The 19759-nt window shown below is 67.8% G+C and carries 22 protein-coding genes; 18 read left to right on the top strand and 4 right to left on the bottom strand.

From position 1 onward, the window contains the following. Positions 1–2 precede the first annotated feature (2 nt). Positions 3–1469 (bottom strand): methyl-accepting chemotaxis protein, encoded by a 1467-nt coding sequence (locus V7Q48_RS01675; RefSeq protein WP_333835875.1) that lies wholly within the window; start codon positions 1467–1469, stop codon positions 3–5. Between the two features lie 181 nt (positions 1470–1650). Here V7Q48_RS01675 and V7Q48_RS01670 point away from each other — a divergent pair, with 181 nt between their 5' ends. The 17 genes from V7Q48_RS01670 to V7Q48_RS01590 all read left to right on the top strand — a co-directional run bounded on the left by V7Q48_RS01670 (position 1651) and on the right by V7Q48_RS01590 (position 15144). Then, positions 1651–1848, top strand: coding sequence for a hypothetical protein (locus V7Q48_RS01670; RefSeq protein ID WP_333835874.1), 198 nt, complete (start codon positions 1651–1653; stop codon positions 1846–1848). Then, the gene (locus V7Q48_RS01665; protein WP_333835873.1) at positions 1841–3514 is read left to right on the top strand and encodes a portal protein; all 1674 of its coding nucleotides are present in this window, start codon (positions 1841–1843) and stop codon (positions 3512–3514) included. Before V7Q48_RS01670 ends, V7Q48_RS01665 begins: the two co-directional genes overlap by 8 nt. Beyond that, positions 3511–3912, top strand: coding sequence for a hypothetical protein (locus V7Q48_RS01660; protein ID WP_333835872.1), 402 nt, complete (start codon positions 3511–3513; stop codon positions 3910–3912). The genes V7Q48_RS01665 and V7Q48_RS01660 overlap by 4 nt, the downstream gene beginning before the upstream one ends. After that, a complete protein-coding gene (locus V7Q48_RS01655) occupies positions 3863–4432 on the top strand; it encodes a hypothetical protein (protein WP_333835871.1) in 570 nt (189 codons plus the stop codon). Before V7Q48_RS01660 ends, V7Q48_RS01655 begins: the two co-directional genes overlap by 50 nt. Before the next feature lie 12 nt (positions 4433–4444). Beyond that, positions 4445–5461, top strand: a complete 1017-nt coding sequence (locus tag V7Q48_RS01650; protein WP_333835870.1) for a major capsid protein — start codon at positions 4445–4447, stop codon at positions 5459–5461. 89 nt (positions 5462–5550) lie between these two features. Beyond that, entirely contained in the window at positions 5551–5994 is a 444-nt protein-coding gene (locus V7Q48_RS01645; protein ID WP_333835868.1) for a Bbp16 family capsid cement protein, read from the top strand. Positions 5995–6065: 71 nt separating this feature from the next. After that, the gene (locus tag V7Q48_RS01640; RefSeq protein ID WP_333835866.1) at positions 6066–6953 is read left to right on the top strand and encodes a hypothetical protein; all 888 of its coding nucleotides are present in this window, start codon (positions 6066–6068) and stop codon (positions 6951–6953) included. A gap of 11 nt (positions 6954–6964) precedes the next feature. Next, positions 6965–7138, top strand: a complete 174-nt coding sequence (locus V7Q48_RS01635) for a hypothetical protein (protein WP_333835864.1) — start codon at positions 6965–6967, stop codon at positions 7136–7138. 81 nt (positions 7139–7219) lie between these two features. Continuing rightward, positions 7220–7855 carry a hypothetical protein gene (locus tag V7Q48_RS01630; RefSeq protein WP_333835862.1) on the top strand — a complete coding sequence of 212 codons (636 nt, stop codon included), beginning with the start codon at positions 7220–7222 and terminating at the stop codon, positions 7853–7855. Next, positions 7852–8502, top strand: coding sequence for a hypothetical protein (locus V7Q48_RS01625; protein WP_333835860.1), 651 nt, complete (start codon positions 7852–7854; stop codon positions 8500–8502). Before V7Q48_RS01630 ends, V7Q48_RS01625 begins: the two co-directional genes overlap by 4 nt. After that, positions 8502–10310, top strand: a complete 1809-nt coding sequence (locus tag V7Q48_RS01620; RefSeq protein WP_333835859.1) for a hypothetical protein — start codon at positions 8502–8504, stop codon at positions 10308–10310. The genes V7Q48_RS01625 and V7Q48_RS01620 overlap by 1 nt, the downstream gene beginning before the upstream one ends. 199 nt (positions 10311–10509) lie before the next feature. Next, positions 10510–10923, top strand: coding sequence for a hypothetical protein (locus V7Q48_RS01615; RefSeq protein ID WP_333835857.1), 414 nt, complete (start codon positions 10510–10512; stop codon positions 10921–10923). Beyond that, a complete protein-coding gene (locus tag V7Q48_RS01610; RefSeq protein ID WP_333835855.1) occupies positions 10923–11420 on the top strand; it encodes a hypothetical protein in 498 nt (165 codons plus the stop codon). Before V7Q48_RS01615 ends, V7Q48_RS01610 begins: the two co-directional genes overlap by 1 nt. A gap of 115 nt (positions 11421–11535) precedes the next feature. Beyond that, entirely contained in the window at positions 11536–14394 is a 2859-nt protein-coding gene (locus V7Q48_RS01605) for a hypothetical protein (protein ID WP_333835853.1), read from the top strand. 5 nt (positions 14395–14399) lie between these two features. Continuing rightward, complete coding sequence (locus V7Q48_RS01600; RefSeq protein ID WP_333835852.1) at positions 14400–14603, top strand: hypothetical protein; 204 nt, start codon at positions 14400–14402, stop codon at positions 14601–14603. Next, on the top strand, positions 14600–14836 hold the full coding sequence (locus V7Q48_RS01595) for a hypothetical protein (RefSeq protein WP_333835850.1): 237 nt from the start codon (positions 14600–14602) through the stop codon (positions 14834–14836). The genes V7Q48_RS01600 and V7Q48_RS01595 overlap by 4 nt, the downstream gene beginning before the upstream one ends. Before the next feature lie 29 nt (positions 14837–14865). After that, positions 14866–15144 carry a Pam3-gp28 family putative phage holin gene (locus V7Q48_RS01590; RefSeq protein WP_333835849.1) on the top strand — a complete coding sequence of 93 codons (279 nt, stop codon included), beginning with the start codon at positions 14866–14868 and terminating at the stop codon, positions 15142–15144. A gap of 54 nt (positions 15145–15198) precedes the next feature. Here the strand turns inward: V7Q48_RS01590 and V7Q48_RS01585 are convergent, their stop codons facing one another. Further along, positions 15199–15630, bottom strand: coding sequence for a VOC family protein (locus V7Q48_RS01585; RefSeq protein WP_333835847.1), 432 nt, complete (start codon positions 15628–15630; stop codon positions 15199–15201). 34 nt (positions 15631–15664) lie between these two features. After that, entirely contained in the window at positions 15665–16408 is a 744-nt protein-coding gene (locus V7Q48_RS01580) for an SDR family oxidoreductase (RefSeq protein WP_333835846.1), read from the bottom strand. 176 nt (positions 16409–16584) lie between these two features. Here V7Q48_RS01580 and mtgA point away from each other — a divergent pair, with 176 nt between their 5' ends. Further along, entirely contained in the window at positions 16585–17283 is a 699-nt protein-coding gene (mtgA, locus tag V7Q48_RS01575) for a monofunctional biosynthetic peptidoglycan transglycosylase (RefSeq protein ID WP_333836006.1), read from the top strand. A 240-nt stretch (positions 17284–17523) separates the two neighbouring features. On the opposite strand, the gene V7Q48_RS01570 is transcribed toward mtgA, so the two are convergent. Next, complete coding sequence (locus V7Q48_RS01570) at positions 17524–19740, bottom strand: restriction endonuclease (RefSeq protein WP_333835845.1); 2217 nt, start codon at positions 19738–19740, stop codon at positions 17524–17526. Positions 19741–19759 lie beyond the last annotated feature (19 nt).

Here is a 19759-nt window from a genome sequence, read left to right as displayed (position 1 = left end):
CCTCAGAATTCGGACCAGTCCGCCGCGGCCGCCGCAGAGCCTTGCGCGGCGAGGCGCGGGCGGACGACGGGAGCAGGCGCGGGTTGCACGGGTTTGGCGGCGGCAGGCGGGAGTGCGGGGCGGCTGGCCGGCGCAACCACGGCCAGCGCGGGAGCCGGATCGAGGCGGGCAACGCCGCCGGCGCGGCCGGGGGTGGCATCGCCGAGGCTGAAATGGTCGATCGCGGTGGACAACTCGTGCGCGCGCGCGGCGAGGGCATGCGAGGCGGCGGCGCTTTCCTCGACCATCGCGGCGTTGTGCTGGGTCGAACGATCGAGCTCGTTGATGACGTCGCCGATCTGGCGAACGCCAGTGGCCTGCGTCTGCGTCTGGCTGGCGATGGCGCCGACCTGGGCGTTGATCTCGGTCACGCGCTCGACGATCTTCGACAGGACCGACCCGGCATCGCCGACCAGCGACACGCCTTGCGCCACCTGCTGGCTGGAGACGGTGATGAGCTTGCGGATGTCGCGCGCGGCATCGGCGCTGCGCTGGGCAAGCGCGCGGACCTCGGTGGCGACGACCGCGAACCCGCGGCCCGCCTCGCCAGCACGGGCGGCCTCGACCCCCGCGTTGAGCGCGAGCAGGTTGGTCTGAAAGGCGATGCCATCGATTACCCCGATGATCTGGGTAATCTGTTCGGCCGACTGCGAGATTTCGGCCATGGCCTCAACCGCCCGGGTCACGACAGCGCCGCCGTCCGAGGCCTCGCGCTGGGTGTCGGCGACCGCGGTCTGCGCGTCGGCGGTGGAGCGCGCGGTGTTGTCGAGGCCGGTGGTGACCTGGACCATCGCGGCGGCCACTTCCTCGAGGCTGGCGGCCTGTCGCTCGTTGCGTTCGGCAAGGTTGTCCGCCGCGGCCTGGATCTCGCGGGCGCTGGTCAGGACCGCGTCGGCACTTGCGGCAACGAGCGCCATCACCTGCTGCATCGCGCCGAGTGCGTGATTGTAATCGGCGCGCAACGAGGCGTAGCGTTCGGGCAGCGGCTCGGTGATCGAAGTGGCAAGGTCACCGCCTGAAAGTCGCTTCAATGCCGTGCCGAGCGTCGATATCACCACTTCGATCGCATTGCTGCGCCGGATCGCCAGCGCGTTGTCGCGAAAGGTCGCCATGGCTTGAGTCATGCGGCCGACGCAGTCGGTGTGGTGCGTATAGTCGATGTGCGATTCAAGATCGCCGGCGGCAAGGGCCTCCATCCGCACGACGGTATCGACGTAGGGCCGGCACACACGCTCGCTGGCGATCAGGACCGTCGCGACGCCGAGCAGCGCTCCCGTCGCGGTGATCGACAGGCCGAGCCACCACGGCGCAAGGCCTGCGGCCAGGAGCGCCGCACCGATGAGCGCGAGGGCGCCGGCCGCCGCGTGCACGGCCAGCATCGCCCGGAATTTGGTGCGGATCGGTGCGACCTGTTCGAACCATGCCAGCATGGGCAGACCTCTTTGCAAAGTTGAGCCGGGAATAATCGCGGTCTGGTTAGCGCGGGGCCCTTCAACCGAGCGGAAAGATCCCGATACGGATCGACCCTGATGGCCTTGCGGACATGGCGCGATTCAACGCCGCCACGGCGCCGCCTAGACAGCTCCTCGACCCCTTGAGGAGGTGCCCGTCATGTGCAGCACGCCGACCATTCCAGCCGCCGCCGAGCGGCAATCGCTCAAACTTCCAGACCAGGGCGCGCCTGCCGTATCGGCCGACGCGCTGCGCTGGCGCCGCGCGCTGCTGGCCGGGATGGTGACGTCTCCGCTCGGGCTTGGTGGTGCGGCGCCCGTGACCTCGGCGCGGCTGGGAGGAGGCGCTCTTGGCTGATCCCCGCGCCATTCGCGCGCATTGCGAGGCGCGCCTGTCGATCATGAAGACCGTCCGCCAGGACTACGAAGCCGAGGCCGAGCAGATCGCGCGCTTCGCTCAGCCGGCACGCTCGCGTTTTCTGGCGGGGTCGCGCGACCGTTCGGGGGCGCGACGGCGCCAGTGGAACAAGACCCTGTTCGACCCTCACGGAATCGAGGCGTTCCGCACGCTGACCAATGGCATGACCTCGGGCCTCTCGAGCGCGTCGCGTCCGTGGTTTACGCTCAAGACCGCCGACGACGACCTGATGGAGGCCGACGGCGTGCGCGGCTGGCTGTCTGCGGTCGAGCGCCGGCTCTATGCGTTCCTGGCGTCGACCAATTTCTATGGCGCGGCCAAGGCCGGCTATGGCGAGATGGGGCTGTTCGGCACCGAGGCCTGCGTGATGGTCGAGCATCCGCTGGCGGGCGCGGTGTGCCACGCGCTGACCTTCGGCGAATACTGGATCGCGCTGTCCGACGCGCTGGTGCCCGACACGCTCTATCGCACGTGCCCGATGAGCGTGAAGCAGGCGGTCGAGACGTTCGGTGATGCGGTCTCGCCCGCGACGCGCGCGCTATACGATCGCAGCCAGTACGAGGCGGTGGTCGAGGTCATGCACGCGATCGAGCCCGATCCGGGCCACGACCCGCATCGCTTCGGCTCGAAGGCATGGCGCAGTGTCTATTGGGAGGCCAACGCGCGCGGCGACCGGCTGCTCAAGCTGTCGGGCTACAACGAGCAGCCATTCTGGGCACCACGCTGGGACGTGGTCGGCGGCGATACCTATGGCCACTCGCCCGGCATGGAAGCGCTGCCGGCGCTGCGCGAGCTGCAGATGCAGGCCAAGCGGCGCAACGAGGCGATCGACCAGATGGTCAAGCCCGAGAAGATCGTCCCGCCCGGCGTGCGCCTGACCGGCGAGCCGGGGCGCACGGTGACGGCCTCTGGGCTCGACCGCGAAGGGGTGCTGATCCCCTACCAGATGCCGTACCAGGCGGTGGCGGCGATCGGCGAGGAAATGGACAAGTGCCGTCGCCAGATCGACGGCCTGAGCTTTGCCGACCTGTTCAATGCGATCACCAGCATGCGGGGTGTGCAGCCGCGGACCGTGGAGGAGATCGCCAGCCGCAACGAAGAGAAGCTGACGCAGCTTGGCCCGGTGATCGAGCGGGTGGCCAACGAAAAGCTGCAGGTGGCGATCGACCGCGCCTTTGCGATCATGAGCCGCGGCGCAATGCTGCCGCCGGCGCCCGCTGCGCTGCACGGCCGCGCGGTGCGGGTCGAGTTCGTCTCGATCCTCCAGCAGATGCAGCGCATGGTCGGGATCGGCCAGATCGAGCGCGTCGTCGGCTTCGTCGGCAATCTTGCGGGCGCGCATCCCGAAGTCCTCGACAAGATCGACTTCGACGAGGCGCTGGACGAATACGCCTGGCGTGCGGGCACCCCGGCGCGGATCCTACGGCCGGCAGGTGCAGTCTCGGTGCTGCGCGCGGAACGGGCGCAGGCGGCCCACGCGGCGCAGCAGAGCGCGCAGATCGCGCAGATGGTCCCGGCGATGAAGGACGCGGCGGCAGCGGCCGAGCTGCTCTCGCGCGCCGATGTCGGCGGCGAGAGCCTGCTGCGCAAGCTGGTCCAGCCATGAGCCTGCCGGCCGAGGATGCCGCGTTCCTGCTTGGCCGCGTGGAGTTTCGGCGGTTCCTGCATGCAGCGATTCAAGCCGCCGGCCTGCTGGGCCATCACGGCATGGCGGGCAGCACGCAGGAAGGCCCGCTGGCCTTTCTCGAAGGGCGCCGCAGCCTGTGCCTCGACCTCGTCGCGCTGGCCCATCGTGGCCAGGACGAGGCGACCCGCCAGCGTGACCCGCTCGGCCTGACGACGATGCAGGCCGTGATCCAAACCGCCCTTAGCGCAAAGGACTTCCGCCTTGAGCGACCCGCTTCCCTTACCCGATACGACGAGCTCCCCGGCGAACCCGGAGACGGCCCAGGTGATGAGCCAGCCGGCAACCTCGGTGCCGACCGCCGGCCCCGCACCGGCTGAGGTGCAGCCGCTGGCGCCGGAGCCTCGCCCCGGCGTGCCCGAGCGCTACGACCTGGCGCTGGAGGGGCTGACGCTCGACACCGTGCTGCTCGAAAGCGCGGACCCGGTGCTGCGCGAACTGGGCCTGTCGAACGACCAGGCGGGCAAGCTGCTCCCGCTGGCGCAGGGGGTGATGCAGCGCACGCAGGAGACGCTGCTGGCGCACTTCGCCGATGCCGCCGCCGCGCAGAAGCGGGCCTGGGCCGAGGAATTCGCCGCCGACCCCGAGATCGGCGGCGGGCGGGCGCGCGAAAGCGAGCATCTGGCGGCCCGTGGCCTCGACGCGCTCGGCTTCACCGACGGCCATCCGTTCCGCGCGGCGCTCGCCGACAGCGGGTTCGGCAATCACCCCGACATGATTCGCGCCTTCCGGCGGCTGGGCGAACTGCTCGCCGAGGACGGCGCCTTCGCCCGTGCCCACACCGGCGGCGCCTCGCAACGTCCCGTCTGGGAGCGCCTCTATCCCCAGGAAGCGAAATAAGGAGAGAGCAGCATGGCCATTCTCGGCGCAAGTTACTGGAATCTCATCGACGTCCTCAAGGCCGGCGGCGATGGCCTCGGCGATGTGGTGGAGGCGCTGACGCAACTGACGCCCTTCATGAAGGACGCCAACGTCGTCAGCTGCAACAGCGGGACCGAGCACCGCTCGACCATCCGCACCGGGCTGCCCGCGGTCTCGTGGGGCGCGCTCTACCAGGGCATCGCCCAGTCGAAGGGCAACTATACCGAGGTCAAGGACACCACCGGCTTCGTCGAGGGCCTGTCCTCGGTCGATGAGCGCCTGCTCAACCTCAAGCCCGCGGAAGCCGCCAAGATGCGGCTGGTCGAGGGGCAGGGCTTCCTCGAGTCCATCGCCCAGACCGTCGACAGTGCGATCTGGTATTCGGACGTCAAGGTGAACGGCAAGCAGTTCCACGGCCTGGCGCCGCGCTACAATGCGCTGTCCAATGCCAACGTCGTCAACGGCGGCGGCACCCAGGCCGACAACACCTCGATCTGGTTCGTCACGCACGGCGACATGCAGACCAGCGTGATCGTGCCCGATGCGGTGCCCGCGGGCGTCCAGCGCGAGGACATGGGGCGCCAGCGCGTGCTCGATGGCAACGGCAACCCCTATTACGTCAAGGAAGAGAAGTTCACGCAGCACCTTGGCCTGTGCGTCAAGGACTGGCGCTTCAACGGGCGTATCGCCAACATCGACGTGTCCGACGTGATCGCCGGCACGGTCGCGCTCAACCCGCTGATGCGCAAGCTCTACTACAAGCTGCAGGGCCGCCGCGCCTACAAGATGGAGCGCGAGGGCCAGGTCAGCCCGGGTCGCACCGTGATCTACATGAACCGCCTGATGCTCGAGGCGCTCGATGCCGAGACCAGCAACGGGCGCAGCGGCGTGGACAACTTCGTGCGGCTGACGCCGATGGAAGTGCAGGGCGAGGAAGTGATGACCTGGCGTGGCATCCCCATCCGCGAGACCGACGCGATCGTGACCAGCGAGGCGCTGGTCGCCTGAGCTCTCGAACGCCTGAGCCTTTCAACGGGCGCCGCGCCGCTTCCCCTCGGCGCGGCCCCGATCCTTGCCCGCTTGCGAAAGACCCTGCGATGATCTTCGATACGTCCCTCGTGTTCAGCGACGGCCAGGCCGTCACCGCCTCCGCCCCTTCGGCCAATGTCATCGACCTCGGTGCGACGGGCACGCCGTTCGGCGCCAGTGCCGCGCTGGTACGCGACATCGGCCGCGGCAGCGAAATCGACCTGTTGGTCAGCGTTACCCAGGCCTTTGCCGGCCTCACCAACCTGCAGGTCTCGGTCCAGGCCTCGCCCGACAACGCGACCTGGACGACGATCTCGAGCGGCGCGACGGTGCCGGTCGCATCGCTCGTCGCCGGCTATCAGTTCAAGGTCCCCGGCTCGATCGAGGAGGGGGCGAACGCACGCTACCTGCGGCTGTATTACACCGTTGGCGGCAGCAACGCGACCGCGGGCAAGCTCACCGCCGCGATCGTCGCCAGCCGCCAGACCAACCTCGGCACCGGCGGCCAGTAAGCGCGCTGCGCTGCGCCGGCCTGCCCCCTGGCCGGCGCAGCGGCCTTTCCCGAAACGAGAAGGAGACATCCATGGCAGCCGCCACTCAAAGCAGCTTTGCCGCCACCAGTGCCTGGCAGGATCTCGCCGCAACGCTGACCGCCGCCGCGAATGCCGACGTGCTGTTGCAGAACACCACCCCGCAGCCGGTCAAGGTCTGCTTCGGCGGGGCGAGCGCGCCGGCCTCGGATGCCTCGGGCGTCACGCTGGCGCGGCTCGAGACGATCGTGGGCAATGCCGCCAATATCTGGGTCCGCTCGCCCGGCGGCAGCACGCTGGCTGTCAGCATCGGCCATTCGGGCGGCGTTGCCGGCGCGATCGCGGCGGGTGCCACCGATGCCGGCAACCCGGTCAAGATCGGCGGGGTCTACAACCTCACCCAACCCACGCTGGCCGACGGGCAGCGCGGCAATGCGCAGGTCTCGGCCCGCGGTGAACTGCTGGTCGCGCTGTCCAGCGCGGGGTCGGCGCTGAGCGTGCTGTCTGCCTCGGCCGACGGCAATGGCACCAGCGGCAACGGCCTGTGTGCCGTGGCGCGCAATCTGGTATTCAACGGCAGCACCTGGGACCGCGCCAAGAAGCCGGCTAGCACGGCACGGCTGTTGTCTGCCGCGGCGACGACCAATGCCGCCAGCGTCAAGACCAGCGCCACGGACCTGTTCCGCCTGCGCGGCTACAATGCGGCAGCCGCGGCGCGCTATCTCAAGCTCTACAACAAGAATGTGGCGCCCACGGTCGGCACCGACACGCCGGTCGCAACCTATTACCTGCCGCCGGCCGCCCCGTTCGAGATCGCGTTCGACACGCCGCTCTATTTCAGCGCCGGGCTTGCCTATGCGCTGACCGGCGCGGCGGCGGACAGCGACACCACCGCTTTGGCGGCGGGCGACGTGCTTTGTCTCAATATCCACTACGCCTGAGGAGGCCGACCATGGCGATCTGGCGGCTCGACAGCGACACCACGGGCGAGGTCTTCGACGACGGCCTACCGTTCATGCCCGGCGACGAGGGGTTCACGCGCGAGCGGGCGCAGGCGCACTTCGGCACGCCCGCTTTCTCGTGGATCGGGACGCCCGACCGGGGCGGAGCGGACAAGGGGGCGTAACGCACCCATTGCGTTCGACTTCCACCACCCTCCGCCCCTCCTTTGAAAAGGAGGGGAGCAAGTCTTTCGTGAGGTGCGACGATGGCTCAATTGATCGACATCTGTAACCGCGCCTTGGCGCAGATCGCGGCCGGGCAGATCGCGGACCTCGCCGAAGGCTCGATCGAAGCCCGCGAGGCGGCCCGCTTTGCATCACCGCTGCTGGCCGAACTGGGCGAATGGGCCGACTGGAGCTGGGCGCGCGGGCGCCTCGTGCTGGCCGAACTGGCCAACGACCGGCCGGCGGAATGGCTGCATGCCTATGCCGTGCCCGCCGACATGGTGCGCCCGCTGGCCGTGCGCGCAATGGAAGACGAGGCCGAAAGCCTGCCCCTGGCCGGATCGGCGGCGTTCCCGTGGCAGGATGCGCTGCCGCTGGCGTTCCTGTGCGAGGCCGGCCGGATCTACAGCAACGTCGCGAATGCCGCGCTGGTCTATGTCCGGCGCGTGAGTGATGCCGCAGCGCTGCCGCCGCTCGTCGCGCGGGCCTTCGAACTGGAGCTGGCGGCGCGTCTCGCGCTGCCGGTGAAGAAGGACCCCGCTGCGGCCCAGACCCTGGCCCGTGCGGCGGAACTGGCGCGCCAACGGGCCATCGCGGCCGATGCGAACCTGCGCAGCGCACGCCCCACTCGCTATGTCAGCGAGGCGGAACTGGCCCGCGCCGGAGACGCGGCATGACCGGCGTGCGCGTGGCGCAAGCCAATTTCTGCCGGGGCGAGTTGGGGCCGCAGCTGCATGGCCGGTTCGACGTCGATGCCTGGGGCACCGCGCTGCGCCGTGCGCGCAACGTGATCGTGCTGAAGTACGGCGGGGTGACGAAGCGGCCGGGCACCGAGCTTGTGGCCGAAGTGCTCGACCCATCGCAGCCGGTGCGGCTGGTGCCGTTCCAGTTCTCGCTCGACCAGACCTATGCGCTGGAAATGGGGCAGGGCTATCTCAGCCCCTGCGCCATGGGTGGCCGCATCCTCGAGAACGAGCTGGCGATCAGCGCGATCAGCAATGCGGTCGAGGCGGAGGTCGCGGTGGCCTGGCACGGCTTTGCGGTGGGCGACCTGTTCTATGTCACCGGCTGCGAGGGGGCGATGGGCGCGCTGCTCAATGGCCGCGCCTGGCCGGTGACCGCGGTGATCGACGACGGTCATTTCCGCATTGCGGCCGATACGTCGGCAGTCGCGCCGTTCAGCGGATGCAGCGGCGGGATCACCCGCAGCGCGCCGCCGGTGCCGCCGCCTGCCCCGGTGGTGCCGCCGGTGACGCCCCCGCCCGATCCGCCGGCGATCTATTTCGGCGGGGCAGGACAGTTCGGTGGAAGGGTCTGGTACTGATGGGCGGCGCACGCATCACCCGCATCGGGTCTCCGTACAACGGCCTGGAACTGGCCGAGCTCGATTTCGAGCAGACCGCCGATACGATGTATCTGGCGCACCTCGACCATGCACCGGCCAAGCTGGTGCGCGCCGGGCATACCGACTGGCGCTTCCAGCCCGTGACTTTCGCGCCGACGGTCGCCGCGCCCGCAGCGTGCGTCGCCATGGCGAGCACCGCGAACACCGACAGTGCCAACGGCAATGCCGCGTACTTTCCACAGGCCGCCAGCTATTGCGTCACCGCGATCGATGACACGACCGGCATGGAAAGCCGCGCCTCGGGCCTGGCGTCGGCGACCAACGACCTGACGCTCAAGCGCAATTTCAATACGATCAGCTGGAGTGCGGTGCCCGGCGCGACGCGCTATGCGGTCTACAAGGCAGACAATTCGCAATTCGTCGGCTATATCGGCACGACCGAGGGCACGAGTTTTCGCGACGACAACATCGCCCCCGCGCTCGATCGCGCGCCGCCGCAGGCGTCGAACCCTTTTCCCGGGCCGAACGACTACCCCTCGACCGTCACACTGTTCGAGCAGCGCGCGATCTGGGCACGCACGCGCAACGTGCCGCACGGCATCTGGGCCACGCGCAGCGGCCAGCTGGAGAACATGGATCGTGCCCGCCCCTTGCGCGCCGACGATGCGATGGCGTTCACCATCGTCGCCGGGCGGGTCAACTCGGTCAACCAGCTGGTCACCACGACCAGCCTGCTCGCGCTGACCTCGGACAGCGTGTTCCACATCGACGGCGATGGCGTCGGCGGCGTGCTCGACGCGACGCAGCCGCCCGCCACGCGCCGCCAGATCGGGCGCGGATCGTCGCGATTGCCCCCGCTGGTGATCGACAATGTCGTGTTCTACCAGCCGAGCGTCGGGCGGACGGTGCGCACCATCGGCTACGATTTCAGCATCGACGGGCTGAAATCGAACGATGTCTCGATCTTCTCGCCGCACCTGTTCGATGGGCAGGGAATCGTCTCATGGTGCTATGCGCAGGAGCCGCGCAGCGTGATCTGGGCGGCGCGCGAGGATGGCAAGCTGCTGTGCTTCACCTGGGAGCAGGAGCAGAACGTCTGGGGCTGGACGCTGTGCGAGACCGATGGCCGCGTGCTGTCGCTCTGCGCGATCAGCGAGGCGGGCGAGGACCGCGTCTACATGGTGGTCGAGCGGCAGATCGCCGGCCAGCCGCGCCGCTTCGTCGAGCGCATGGCCAGCCATCGCTGGGGCGATGTGCAGGACAGCTGCTTTCTCGACTGCGCGGTGTCGGGCACGTTCGACACCCCGCGCACGACCTTCACCGGTCTGTGGCACCTGGAAGGGCGCACCGACATCGCCGGGCTGGTCGATGGCGTTGCGGTGACCGGCCTGACGGTCGCGGGCGGGGCGGTGACGCTGCCGCCCGGCATGGACGGGGGGCGGCGCGCGACCTTCGGCATTCCCTATCAGGTCGATGTCGAGACCCTGCCGCTGCGTCTTTCCACACAAAGCGGAAGCACGATCGGGCGGGTGCAACAGGTGGCACAGGCCGTCCTGACGCTGGCCGATACGCGCCAGATCGCGGCCGGGATCGGGCCGGACCATCTCTTCCCGGTCAAGTCGCGCAAGGGCGAGGCGTGGAGCACGCCCGATGCGCTGATGAACGGCGAATACCTGGTCGATGTCGACAATGCGGTGCGCGGCGAGTGCACGATATTGTTGCGCCAGACTGCGCCGCTGCCGTTCACGCTGCTGGGCGTGGCGATCGACGCGGTGTTCGGTGGGTGAGGGGGGCGCTGATAGCCCCTCCACCACCGACTGCGTCGGCGGTCCCCCTCCCCGCCTGCGGCAGGGAGGATCTTCCCAGATCCTCCCCATGCCATGGGGAGGTGGCAGGCGCGGCACGCGACTGACGGAGGGGTTGGCGGATCCGGGCCTGCGCATTGTCCCGGCACTCGCTGGCCACATCCCCGCTCTGGCCCCGCGGGTGAGGGCGATCGATGCGGCCGAATGCCGCGCGATGGGGCGATCGGCGGCCGGCGCGCTGCGGCACGGGCTGGTGGCGTCGGCCTGGTGCTGGACCGCACTGGTCGACGGGCAGCCCGAGGCGATGTTCGGGCTGGTCGTGGAATCGGTGGTGCCGAGCGTCGGCGTGCCGTGGTTCCTGGGCAGCGATGCCGTCTGGCGGCATGGCCGCGCCCTGGTCACGATCGGACCGCAAGTGCTGGCAACGATGCACGATTCAAGCGCGCTACTCGCCAATCTAGTCTCCGCCGACAATTTCCGCGCGATCCGCCTGCTCCGTCGCTGGGGCTTCGCGATCGCGCCCGAGGTCATCACCGTGGGCGGCATGGGCTTCCATCGCTTTGCCTCCCACCGCAACCAACAGGAGAATGCCTGATGTGCGGCCCCGCTCTTCCGATCATCGCCGCCGGCCTTGCCGTGGCCGGCCAGGGCATCAGCACGATCAGCGCGATGCACCAGGCCTCGTACCAGCGGCAGGCGGCGCTGCGCCAGGCCGATCTCGAACGCAGCGCGGTGCGCGATGCCCAGGAGGCGACCGCGCGTGCGCTGCAGGACCAGTATCGCCAGACGTCCGGCGTGGAAGGGCGGCAGCGCCTGGCGGCCGCGGCTGGCGGCGTTGGCGTCGATTTCGGCACGGCGGCAGAGGCGGTCGCCTCGACCCGCCTGACCGGCAGTGCGCGGGCCGCCGAGATCGTCGCCGACGGTGCGCGCGCCATGCGGCAGGGCGATGCCGGGGCGGCGTTCGCCATGGGCCGCGCCAGCAGCGCCGCGGCGCAAGGCCAGACCGCGCTGATGAGCGGGCTGGTCGACATGGGCCAGTCGGTGCTGTCGGGCGCGCGGCAATACGGCTCGGTGCGCAACCGGATCGGCTGACGCCGCCGCCGGGCGAGCGTCGCCCCCTCCTTTTTCATCATCCGGCTTCGCTGTCCTGGCGCCGCTTGTTCGAGCGGCGGCAGCAGACACGTGCCCCGCAAGGAACTCCGACCCGATGGCTGTCAGCACCACCAATGCCTACGATGGGCCGTTCAGCGCCAATGGCGTCACCACGTCCTTCCCGTTCACCTTCACCGCCCAGTCCGTGCGCGACGTGGCCGTGCTGCTCGACGACCAGCCGCTGGTCGAGGGCTACACCGTCGAGCTCTACGAGGGCGGCGGCGGCACTGTGACGTTCGGTGAAGCGCCGGGGCCGGGGCACCTGGTGGTCTGGCTCGATCCCGACTTCACGCAGACGACCGCGTTCGAGAACGGATCGGCCTGGCTGGCTGCGCCAGTGAACCTCGCCAATGACCGCGCAGCCTTGCGCGACCAGGCGCTGTCGCGCGATCTCAAGCGCTGCATGCGCCTGCCGCTGGGCGAGAACGCCGGCACGCTGCCTTCGGCGACGAAACGCAAGGGCAAGTTCCTGGCGTTCTCGCCGATCGACGGCACGGCAGTGATCGCCGACGCGGTCGTGACCGATGCGTTGCTGCGCGCCGACGTTGCCTCCACCGACGCGAACAAGGGCGCGACGCTGATCGGCACCAGTGGCGGGGGCACGCTGCAGAACCAGATCGACCGGACGACCCTTCCGACCGTCGCCGCACTGTTGACCAGCACGGTGCCCGCGCGCGGGGCCGGCACGGTGTGGCGCGCCGGTCCCTTTGCCTATGTCGAGGCCGCCGTCAGCGCGACCGACCAGCATCTCACCACCGCCGCCGGGGTGAAGCTCTACGCCACGCCGCAGGGGCAGACGGTCTGGGCCGAGCAGTTCGGCGCGGTGGGCGATGGCGTGACCAATTGTCTGGCGCAGATCCAGAAGGCGGTGAATACCGGCTATCACGTCCTGTTCGGGGCGGGCTCGTTCCTGATCGGGTCGGGCAGCATCAAGCCGGCCAACGCCGACCAGACGCTCGCCGGCGGCGCGCCGGGTGCCCGAATCGTGTTCAGCGGCAGCAGCGCGATCTCGATACGTCCGGCACAGGGGCTGACGGGCGCAGCCATGTTCACGACCTTTGCGACGAACCTGCGCATCCAGCGGCTTTACTTTCAGCGTACCGTCACCGGTGGCACCGCCTATGCGATCCGCGCCATCAACGTGCGCGGCCTGCACGTCGAGGATTGCGAATATGCCGCCTGCGCGCTGCTCTACGTGACCGCCGAGGCCAACGAGAACGGCACCTACAATTCCGCGAGCGGTTCGGTCTCGGTCGATCCGGCGGTTCTCGCGGGCTTCAATCCCAACGACATCAATGACCTCAACGAGCACATCTACGTGCGCCGCAACCGCAGCTGGAACACCAGCTACGGCATCCCCGGCATACGCATCAACTTCGCCCGCCACGGCGAGATCAGCGGCAACACGCTGGCTTACGGCAATATCTCGTGGTGGGGCGGGGGCGCCGACTTCGCCAAGGGCGGCAGCGTACAGTTCCTGCGGCGCTTCGCCCACTTTCGCATCTTCGGCAATTACTGCTCGTGGAACAACGGCGGTATCTACGGCAATTGCGGCGAGAGTGTGATCGTAAGTGGAAACACACTGGAGTATTCGACCGACACCGCGCTCGATTTCGAAGGCTGCAGCAATTGCCTGGCGACGGGCAACACCATTCGTCACTTTGGCAACTTCGCGTGCTCCACATTCTACGCCGCAATCAACGTTGCATTCCGCGGTAACACGATCGAATGCACCTTGGCCGGCGCGAACACCGGCGCGAGCGTAGCGGCAACTACCTATATGCAGAGTGCCGCGATCACCGCCTTTGCCGACAACGGCGACGGCACCACCAAGGTCACCGTCGGCAGTGCGCTCGATCTCCAGAGCGGGCAACTCGTGCTGATCTCCGAGATTGCGTCCACGCCGCTGGCGCTGACGCGGCTTTCGGCGACCGAATTCACCGTGGGGATCGCTTATAGCGCCAGCTTCACCGCCGGCTACCTCCGCTACCAGCAGGGGCGGACCTTCTTCCAGGTGATCGCGGGCAGCTCGTCTGGTTCCAGCACTGCGGCGCAGGAGGTGGTCGATTTCTCGGGCAACTCGGTGATCGCACGCGATGGGTTGGTGGGCCGCAGCAACGACGGGCCCGCAGACATGGTGGTCGTGTCCAACAACATGCTGACCAATTGCGCGATTCAGCTCACCTCGGGCATGGGCATGACCAAGGTGGTCGAGAACAACCGCCTGCTGTTCACCTATGCCAGCGTGCCGCAGCGCGTGAACATGGCGTTCATCGACGTGCAGGGGTATCGCAAAGGCGCCAGCGTCTGCGGCAACCAGATCGTCGTCGTCTCGCCGCTGGCGTGGATTCCTGCGGGCGCCTACGCGATCAATGTCGTGTGCAGCGCCTTCATGTCCTCGCCGGTCACGGCGACGATCGAGCAGAACCGCATGACCATCGCCAATGGCGCGACGATCGCGGGCGGGCTCTACCACGCCACCGAGAATACGCATCCCTCGAACCAGACGGCCGCGTCGGTCGCGGGCAACATGCTGCCCGCGATCACCGAGGGGACCGCAGCGGGCAAATGCGCCACCGTGTTCCGCGACAATTTCAACCCGCAGGGGCTGCCGCTCGACAAGTTGCAGGTCGCGCCGGCCTCGGGGAGTACGGTGGCGATGACCGGAAACGCCCGCAGCGTGGTGCTGACCAACGGTGCCTTGCTGGCTGCGCTCACGATCGTCCTGCCGGTCGACCCGGCGGACGAGGCGACGTACCGCATCACCAGCCGCTCGGCGGTGACCGCCCTGACCGTGACCAATGCCAGCACCGGCAGCCCGACGGTGATCGGCACGGCACCGACCACCCTGGCTGCGGGCCAGACCGTGCAGGTGCGCTTTTCCAAATCGCTCAACGCCTGGATCTGGGGGTAATCGCCATGACCGTTCTGACCTGCCGCTGTGGCGCCGTAACCAATGCCGTCGATGATGCCGTCGAACCCTGCACCGGATGTGCCGCCTGTGGCACGACGCTGCGCCGGCACGAGCCCTGGCCCCTGGTTGAGCCGCATAGCTGGGGGCCGCTCGATCGCGATGATCCCGCCAGCGCCATCGCTTGCCGGGTCTGTGGGGCGGGGCAGTGAGCGCAGCTGCACCGACCGACATTCACCGCGACCTCGGTCGCATGGAAGGACGCCTCGACGCCGTGGAAGACCGCCTTGCCCAGATGGCCGCGACGCTCGACCGGATCGATGCGCGCCTCGCCAAGATCGAAGCGCGCGAGAACGAGCGGCGCGGGGCCTGGGTGGTGCTGGTGGCGCTGGGCAGCGTGCTGTCGGGCCTGATCGCCTGGCTCGCCGCGACCTTTGCGCGCTGATCGCAGCCTCAACCCCGAAGGATGACGCAATGACCCCGAACAGCTTGCCCGAACCTGCCCCGATCCTCGTTCCGGCGTCGGCCTTGGCCGATCAGTTGTGGACCGCGCTGCGGCAACTGATCCCGCCGCTCGTCGGTTTCGCGGTCGGGCGGCACTGGCTGGCCAACGATACGGCCACGCTTGCCGCCGCGCTGGCCACGGTGCTGTGGCCGATCGTCGAGGAACAGCGCCGCACGCTGCGGCACAACCGCAGCCTGGTGCGGCTGGCCGATCTTGTGCCCGACAGCGTCGCCGTCGTCGTGCGGTGATCGTTGCGTGCGGCGGTACAGGCGGGCGCTCGCACTGGAGCGCCCGCCCGTGGCTTACCAACTGCCGGTGTTGGCCATGCTCGCCCAGGGCTCGGCGGGGGCGAGGCGGTCGCCCTTCTGCAGCAGTTCGATCGAGATGCCATCGGGCGTCTTGACGAAGGCCATGTGCCCGTCGCGCGGGGGGCGGTTCACAGTGACGCCGGCATCCATCAGCGTCTGGCACGTGGCGTAGATGTCCTCGACCCGGAACGCGAGGTGGCCAAAGTTGCGCCCACCCTCGTAGCGCTCGAAGCTGCCGTCCTCGGCGGGCCAGTTGTAGGTCAGTTCCACTTCATAGTCCTGCCCCGGCGCGGCGAGGTAGATCAGCGTGAAGCGACCCTGTTCGCTCGAAAAGCGGCGCGTCTCCTCGACGCCGAGGAGCTTGAAGAAGGCGATCGTCGCATCGGGGTCGGTCACGCGGATCATGGTGTGCAGGAATTCTGTCACGGTCGTGGTCTCCGTATCGGAAGGATGCAGCGGTTCAGTGCTGGTTGATCATGGCGAAGACGTCGTCGTAGCGGCCTTCGCGCTCGGCATTGCGCAGGAACAGGGTGTTGGGCACGCAGACCTCGGCAGGGGTCGGCACCTGGCCGAACAGCGCCATGACCTGCGCGGTATAAGTCGCGAGCGGCAGGTAGCCCTCGCGCGTCGACTGGCCGGGCGTGAGGTCGGTCTGCACCGCGGGCGGCGCCAGCTCGATCACTTCGACCCGGCCGGCCAGCTGCGCGCGCAGCGACTGGGTGTAGGAATGCATCGCCGCCTTGGTGGCATTGTAGGTCGGCGTGGCGACGAGCGGCACGAAGGCGAGGCCCGAGGTGACGTTGATGATCGCGGCATCTGCCTGTGCGGCAAGATGATCGACCAGCGCGTCGGTCATGCGGATCGGACCGAGCAGGTTGGTCACGATCGTCGCCTCGGCATCGCCGAGGTCGCGCCCGGCGCCCAACGTCTCGTAACGCATGATCCCGGCGTTATTGACCAGCACGTTGAGCGCGGGGAAGCGGGCGATAACGTCCTTGGCAAAGGTGGCGATCGCGGCCGGGTCGGTGACGTCGAGCGGCATGGCGTGCAGCCCCTCACGCCCGGCAACGGTCTCCTCGAGGTTTTCGCGTGTGCGGCCGGTGACGATCACGACGTTGCCCGCCGCGTGCCACGCCTGCGCAAGCGCACGCCCGATGCCCGTGCCGCCGCCGGTGACGAGGATGGTGTTGCCGCTGGTCTTCATGGGGGATGATCCTTCCTGGTTCGGCGCCAAGGTGGGCAGCGCACCCGCGCGGTGCAATGGCCGCCCGGACAGTTTTGATGAACAGTTTTGCAGCGACTTTGCGCCGAGGGTCACCGCCGCATGGATTGATCGGGCCCTGCCGGCACGGCATAACCGCCGGCATGTTCAAGCACCTGATGCCCTCCCGCCCTTCGCGCAGCCAGCCGGTGTCCTGGCGGATCGGCTGGTGGATCGGCCGGGCGATCGTGATCTTCCTGGCGGGCAGCGTGCTGTGGGTCCTGGCCTACAAGTGGCTGCCGGTGCCGATCACCGCGACGATGGTGCTCGACGGCAACGGGATCACCAAGGACTGGACCCCGCTCGACCGGATCGACCGCACCATGGTCGACGCCGCGATCGCCGGCGAGGACTCGCGCTTTTGCAGCCACAACGGCTTCGATCGGCAGGCGATGATGCAGGCGTTCGAGCGCAACCAGCAGGGCGGGCGCATCCGCGGCGGGTCCACCATCAGCCAGCAGACCGCCAAGAACGTGTTCCTGTGGCAGGGCGGCGGCTATTTCCGCAAGGGCCTGGAGGCCTGGTTCACTGTGCTGATCGAGCAGATCTGGGGAAAGCGGCGGATCATGGAAGTCTATCTCAATGTCGCCGAGACCGGCATCGGCACGTATGGCGCCGAAGCCGGGGCGCAGCGCTACTACAACAAGAGCGCCCTCCACCTCTCGCGCCTCGAAGCCGCCCGCATCGCCGCCGCCTTTCCCCAGCCCAAGGTCCGCGAAGTGGTCGCGGTCAGCGGCCGCCAGCGCCGCCACGGGAACGCCATCGCCGCGCGTTCGGCGGTGGTGCGGGGGCAGTATGATCGGTGTGTTTATGAGTGAGGGGTGGGGCGGAATGCGACCAGCATAGGCCGTTCGCGGTCGGACTGTGAAAGTCAGTGCCCACCAGAACCTGCCGTTCGCTTGGCGCGAAGCCACGAAAGGAGCCCTGCCATGAACACCCTTGTCTAGTTGCCGTCAAAAGCCTGCTGCACCAGCGACTCATCGACCAAATGAAGATGCGGCGGTTCGGGCACGAAATGCAGCGCAGCTATATCCGCGACGTCAAGTGAATTGTGACGTTCAGCTCCGCAGGCCGCCAAACATTGATCGGATGTCTCCGTCGCTCATAATACGTTCCGGGGTGATGCGGGAACCGTAATAGCCCTCGCCGGGATCATCTCGCGGCTCGTACTCCTCCAGCGCCTCCCGCCGCCATCGGATGTCACGTCGAATTCTTTCGCTCTGGTAGTCTCGCTTCTCCATCAACGTCAGCAGACTCTTCTCGAATTCGTCGAGCGCATCGAGCGTCTTTATCGCGTCGAGGTCGCCGTCTATGCCGCAGGCGATCGTCGACATGGCCGAATGCACCGCGGCTACAGCTCTGTTCTCGTCATTGCCGTAGGAGAAGAGGGCCTCGTCCAAACTCTCGATGTCCTCAAGCGCTAGGCACGCGGCGCCCCTCTCCAGCAGCACCGCCGCAGCCTCTGTCGCTACGGACCGAACGCGGGCCTCTATTTCCGTTGGCAGCATCGTCAGGGCCGACCGCTCTAGCAGCGAGCAGATCTCCCGGACTTCATCCTGATCGACGTCGGCCTCCTCGATCTTGGCGAGGGCGGCGAGCATCATCTCAATGAGACCGTCGTCGCAAAACTCGTCGCACAGATCGAGAGCGAGCTCGAGGTAGTCGAAGCGCTCAGCGAGTCCGCTATCACGGACTCTGTCCAGCGCGGCGATCCACGGCTCCACCGGGCCGTTCCACCCACTCGGTTGGCTGCGCTGCGTCCGGAAGATCGCGATGCATTCGGCGAGTTCCTTCGGGGTCTCGATACACGGGATTATTAGAGGAAGCAGGCGGTCAGCCAGGACAACCCCCTGAAGATAGTCTCGGAGCCCCGGATTAGTGAAATGGACGAGACCATTGATGAGGCCTAGCGCGGAACCCTCGATCTCCCGGTAGGCCGATCGGAACCGGTGCTCGATCTCCGAAGGGAGAACCGGAGAGCCCAGCGCACGGGAGACGCGCACGAAGCTCGATTTTAGAGGCGCCATCCCGACAAACCTGCCGTTGACCGCCATTGCGAGGAGCAGTGTCCGCGCGTCGCCGGTCATGTGCTGGCGGAAGGGACGCTCCCATAGCAGCTGTGGATTGGCGAGTACGTGCTTGATCAGCTCGCGCGTCGGTCTCTTGTCTAGTGCGAGATAGTCCGACCGCGTCAGCATTTCGATAAGGCGCGGATTAAAGTTTTTGTGGTCAATTATCGTCAGATAGAAGTCGTCTTCCAGGATCGCCTCGCGCTGCTCCTCGGTGAGAGTCGAGAAGTGGATGTGGTTGTAGAGAATCCTCGCCTTCACCTCCCGCGTGTAAGTGCCGACGTTAAGAACATAGCTCCGGACGCCTTTTGCGGAGTCCAAGCGGGCGGACAGGATCTTCGCCTGCGCCAAGATGTAGTCGCGCGTGGTCAGGATGAAGCGCAGGTCTTTCTGCCCTGCCACCCTATCCAAAAGCGGCGGCATTCTGGCATCTAGCCCGCGGACGTGATCCGACGACAGCCGGACCTGCCCGAGGAAGTCGTCGAACAGGATGAGGCGCCGCTCGCCCTCGCTGGCGACCGCCATTGCCTCCTCGACGTCGTCCACCACGAAGATCCGCCAACCCTGCTCGGCATGTCGCCACAGCAGGATCTGGGCGAGCGTCGTCTTGCCCACCCCCGGCGCGCCAGCGATGAACAGTGCACCCGTCTCCGCGAGTAGCGCCTCGGCGTCGGCCACGCTCCGGTTCTGGACGAAGCGCGGTATCATTTCCCGTATGGTGTCGAGTTCGACCGCCGTCCTGTTGTAGACGCCGCTCCTAACGATGCGCTCGAGAACAGCCGAACTTGCGAGCCACAGCTTGAAGTGGCGCTGCTCCACTTCGGGATGCAGGCCGAGCAGGTTGTTGAGATCCTCCCGCCCGAGAATGTCGTTCTCGGCGAGTGGCACACCCGGCATCGCAGCGGCAATCTGCGCCTTCAACAGTGGCGTCATAGAGACAGACGTCGCTAGGAGATAGCGGCTCGGTTGAAGCGCGACAGCCTTCGCGCACTCGCGACCCATCGCCCGCACCAGCGCGGTCGGTCCACTGCGGGCGAAGTGCTTCGCCTGCACGACGATCCGTTCGGGGCCCGCCAGATACCGGACATCCACCCCCTGGTCTTTTCCGGGTCCGAAGCTCTCCAGTCTACGCGACCAGTGGGCCTGGAGCAGGTCTCGGACGAGTTCCTCGAAGTCGAGAGGGGAGAGATTGTGGAAATCGTTCATTTCTGCATCGCCAGCACGG

Origin of the sequence: Novosphingobium sp., from assembly GCF_036803765.1 — a bacterium.
In the GTDB taxonomy this organism is placed as follows: Bacteria; Pseudomonadota; Alphaproteobacteria; order Sphingomonadales; family Sphingomonadaceae; genus Novosphingobium.
Note: the sequence above shows the minus strand (reverse complement) of the source record. Positions and strands in the feature narration are given on the sequence as shown.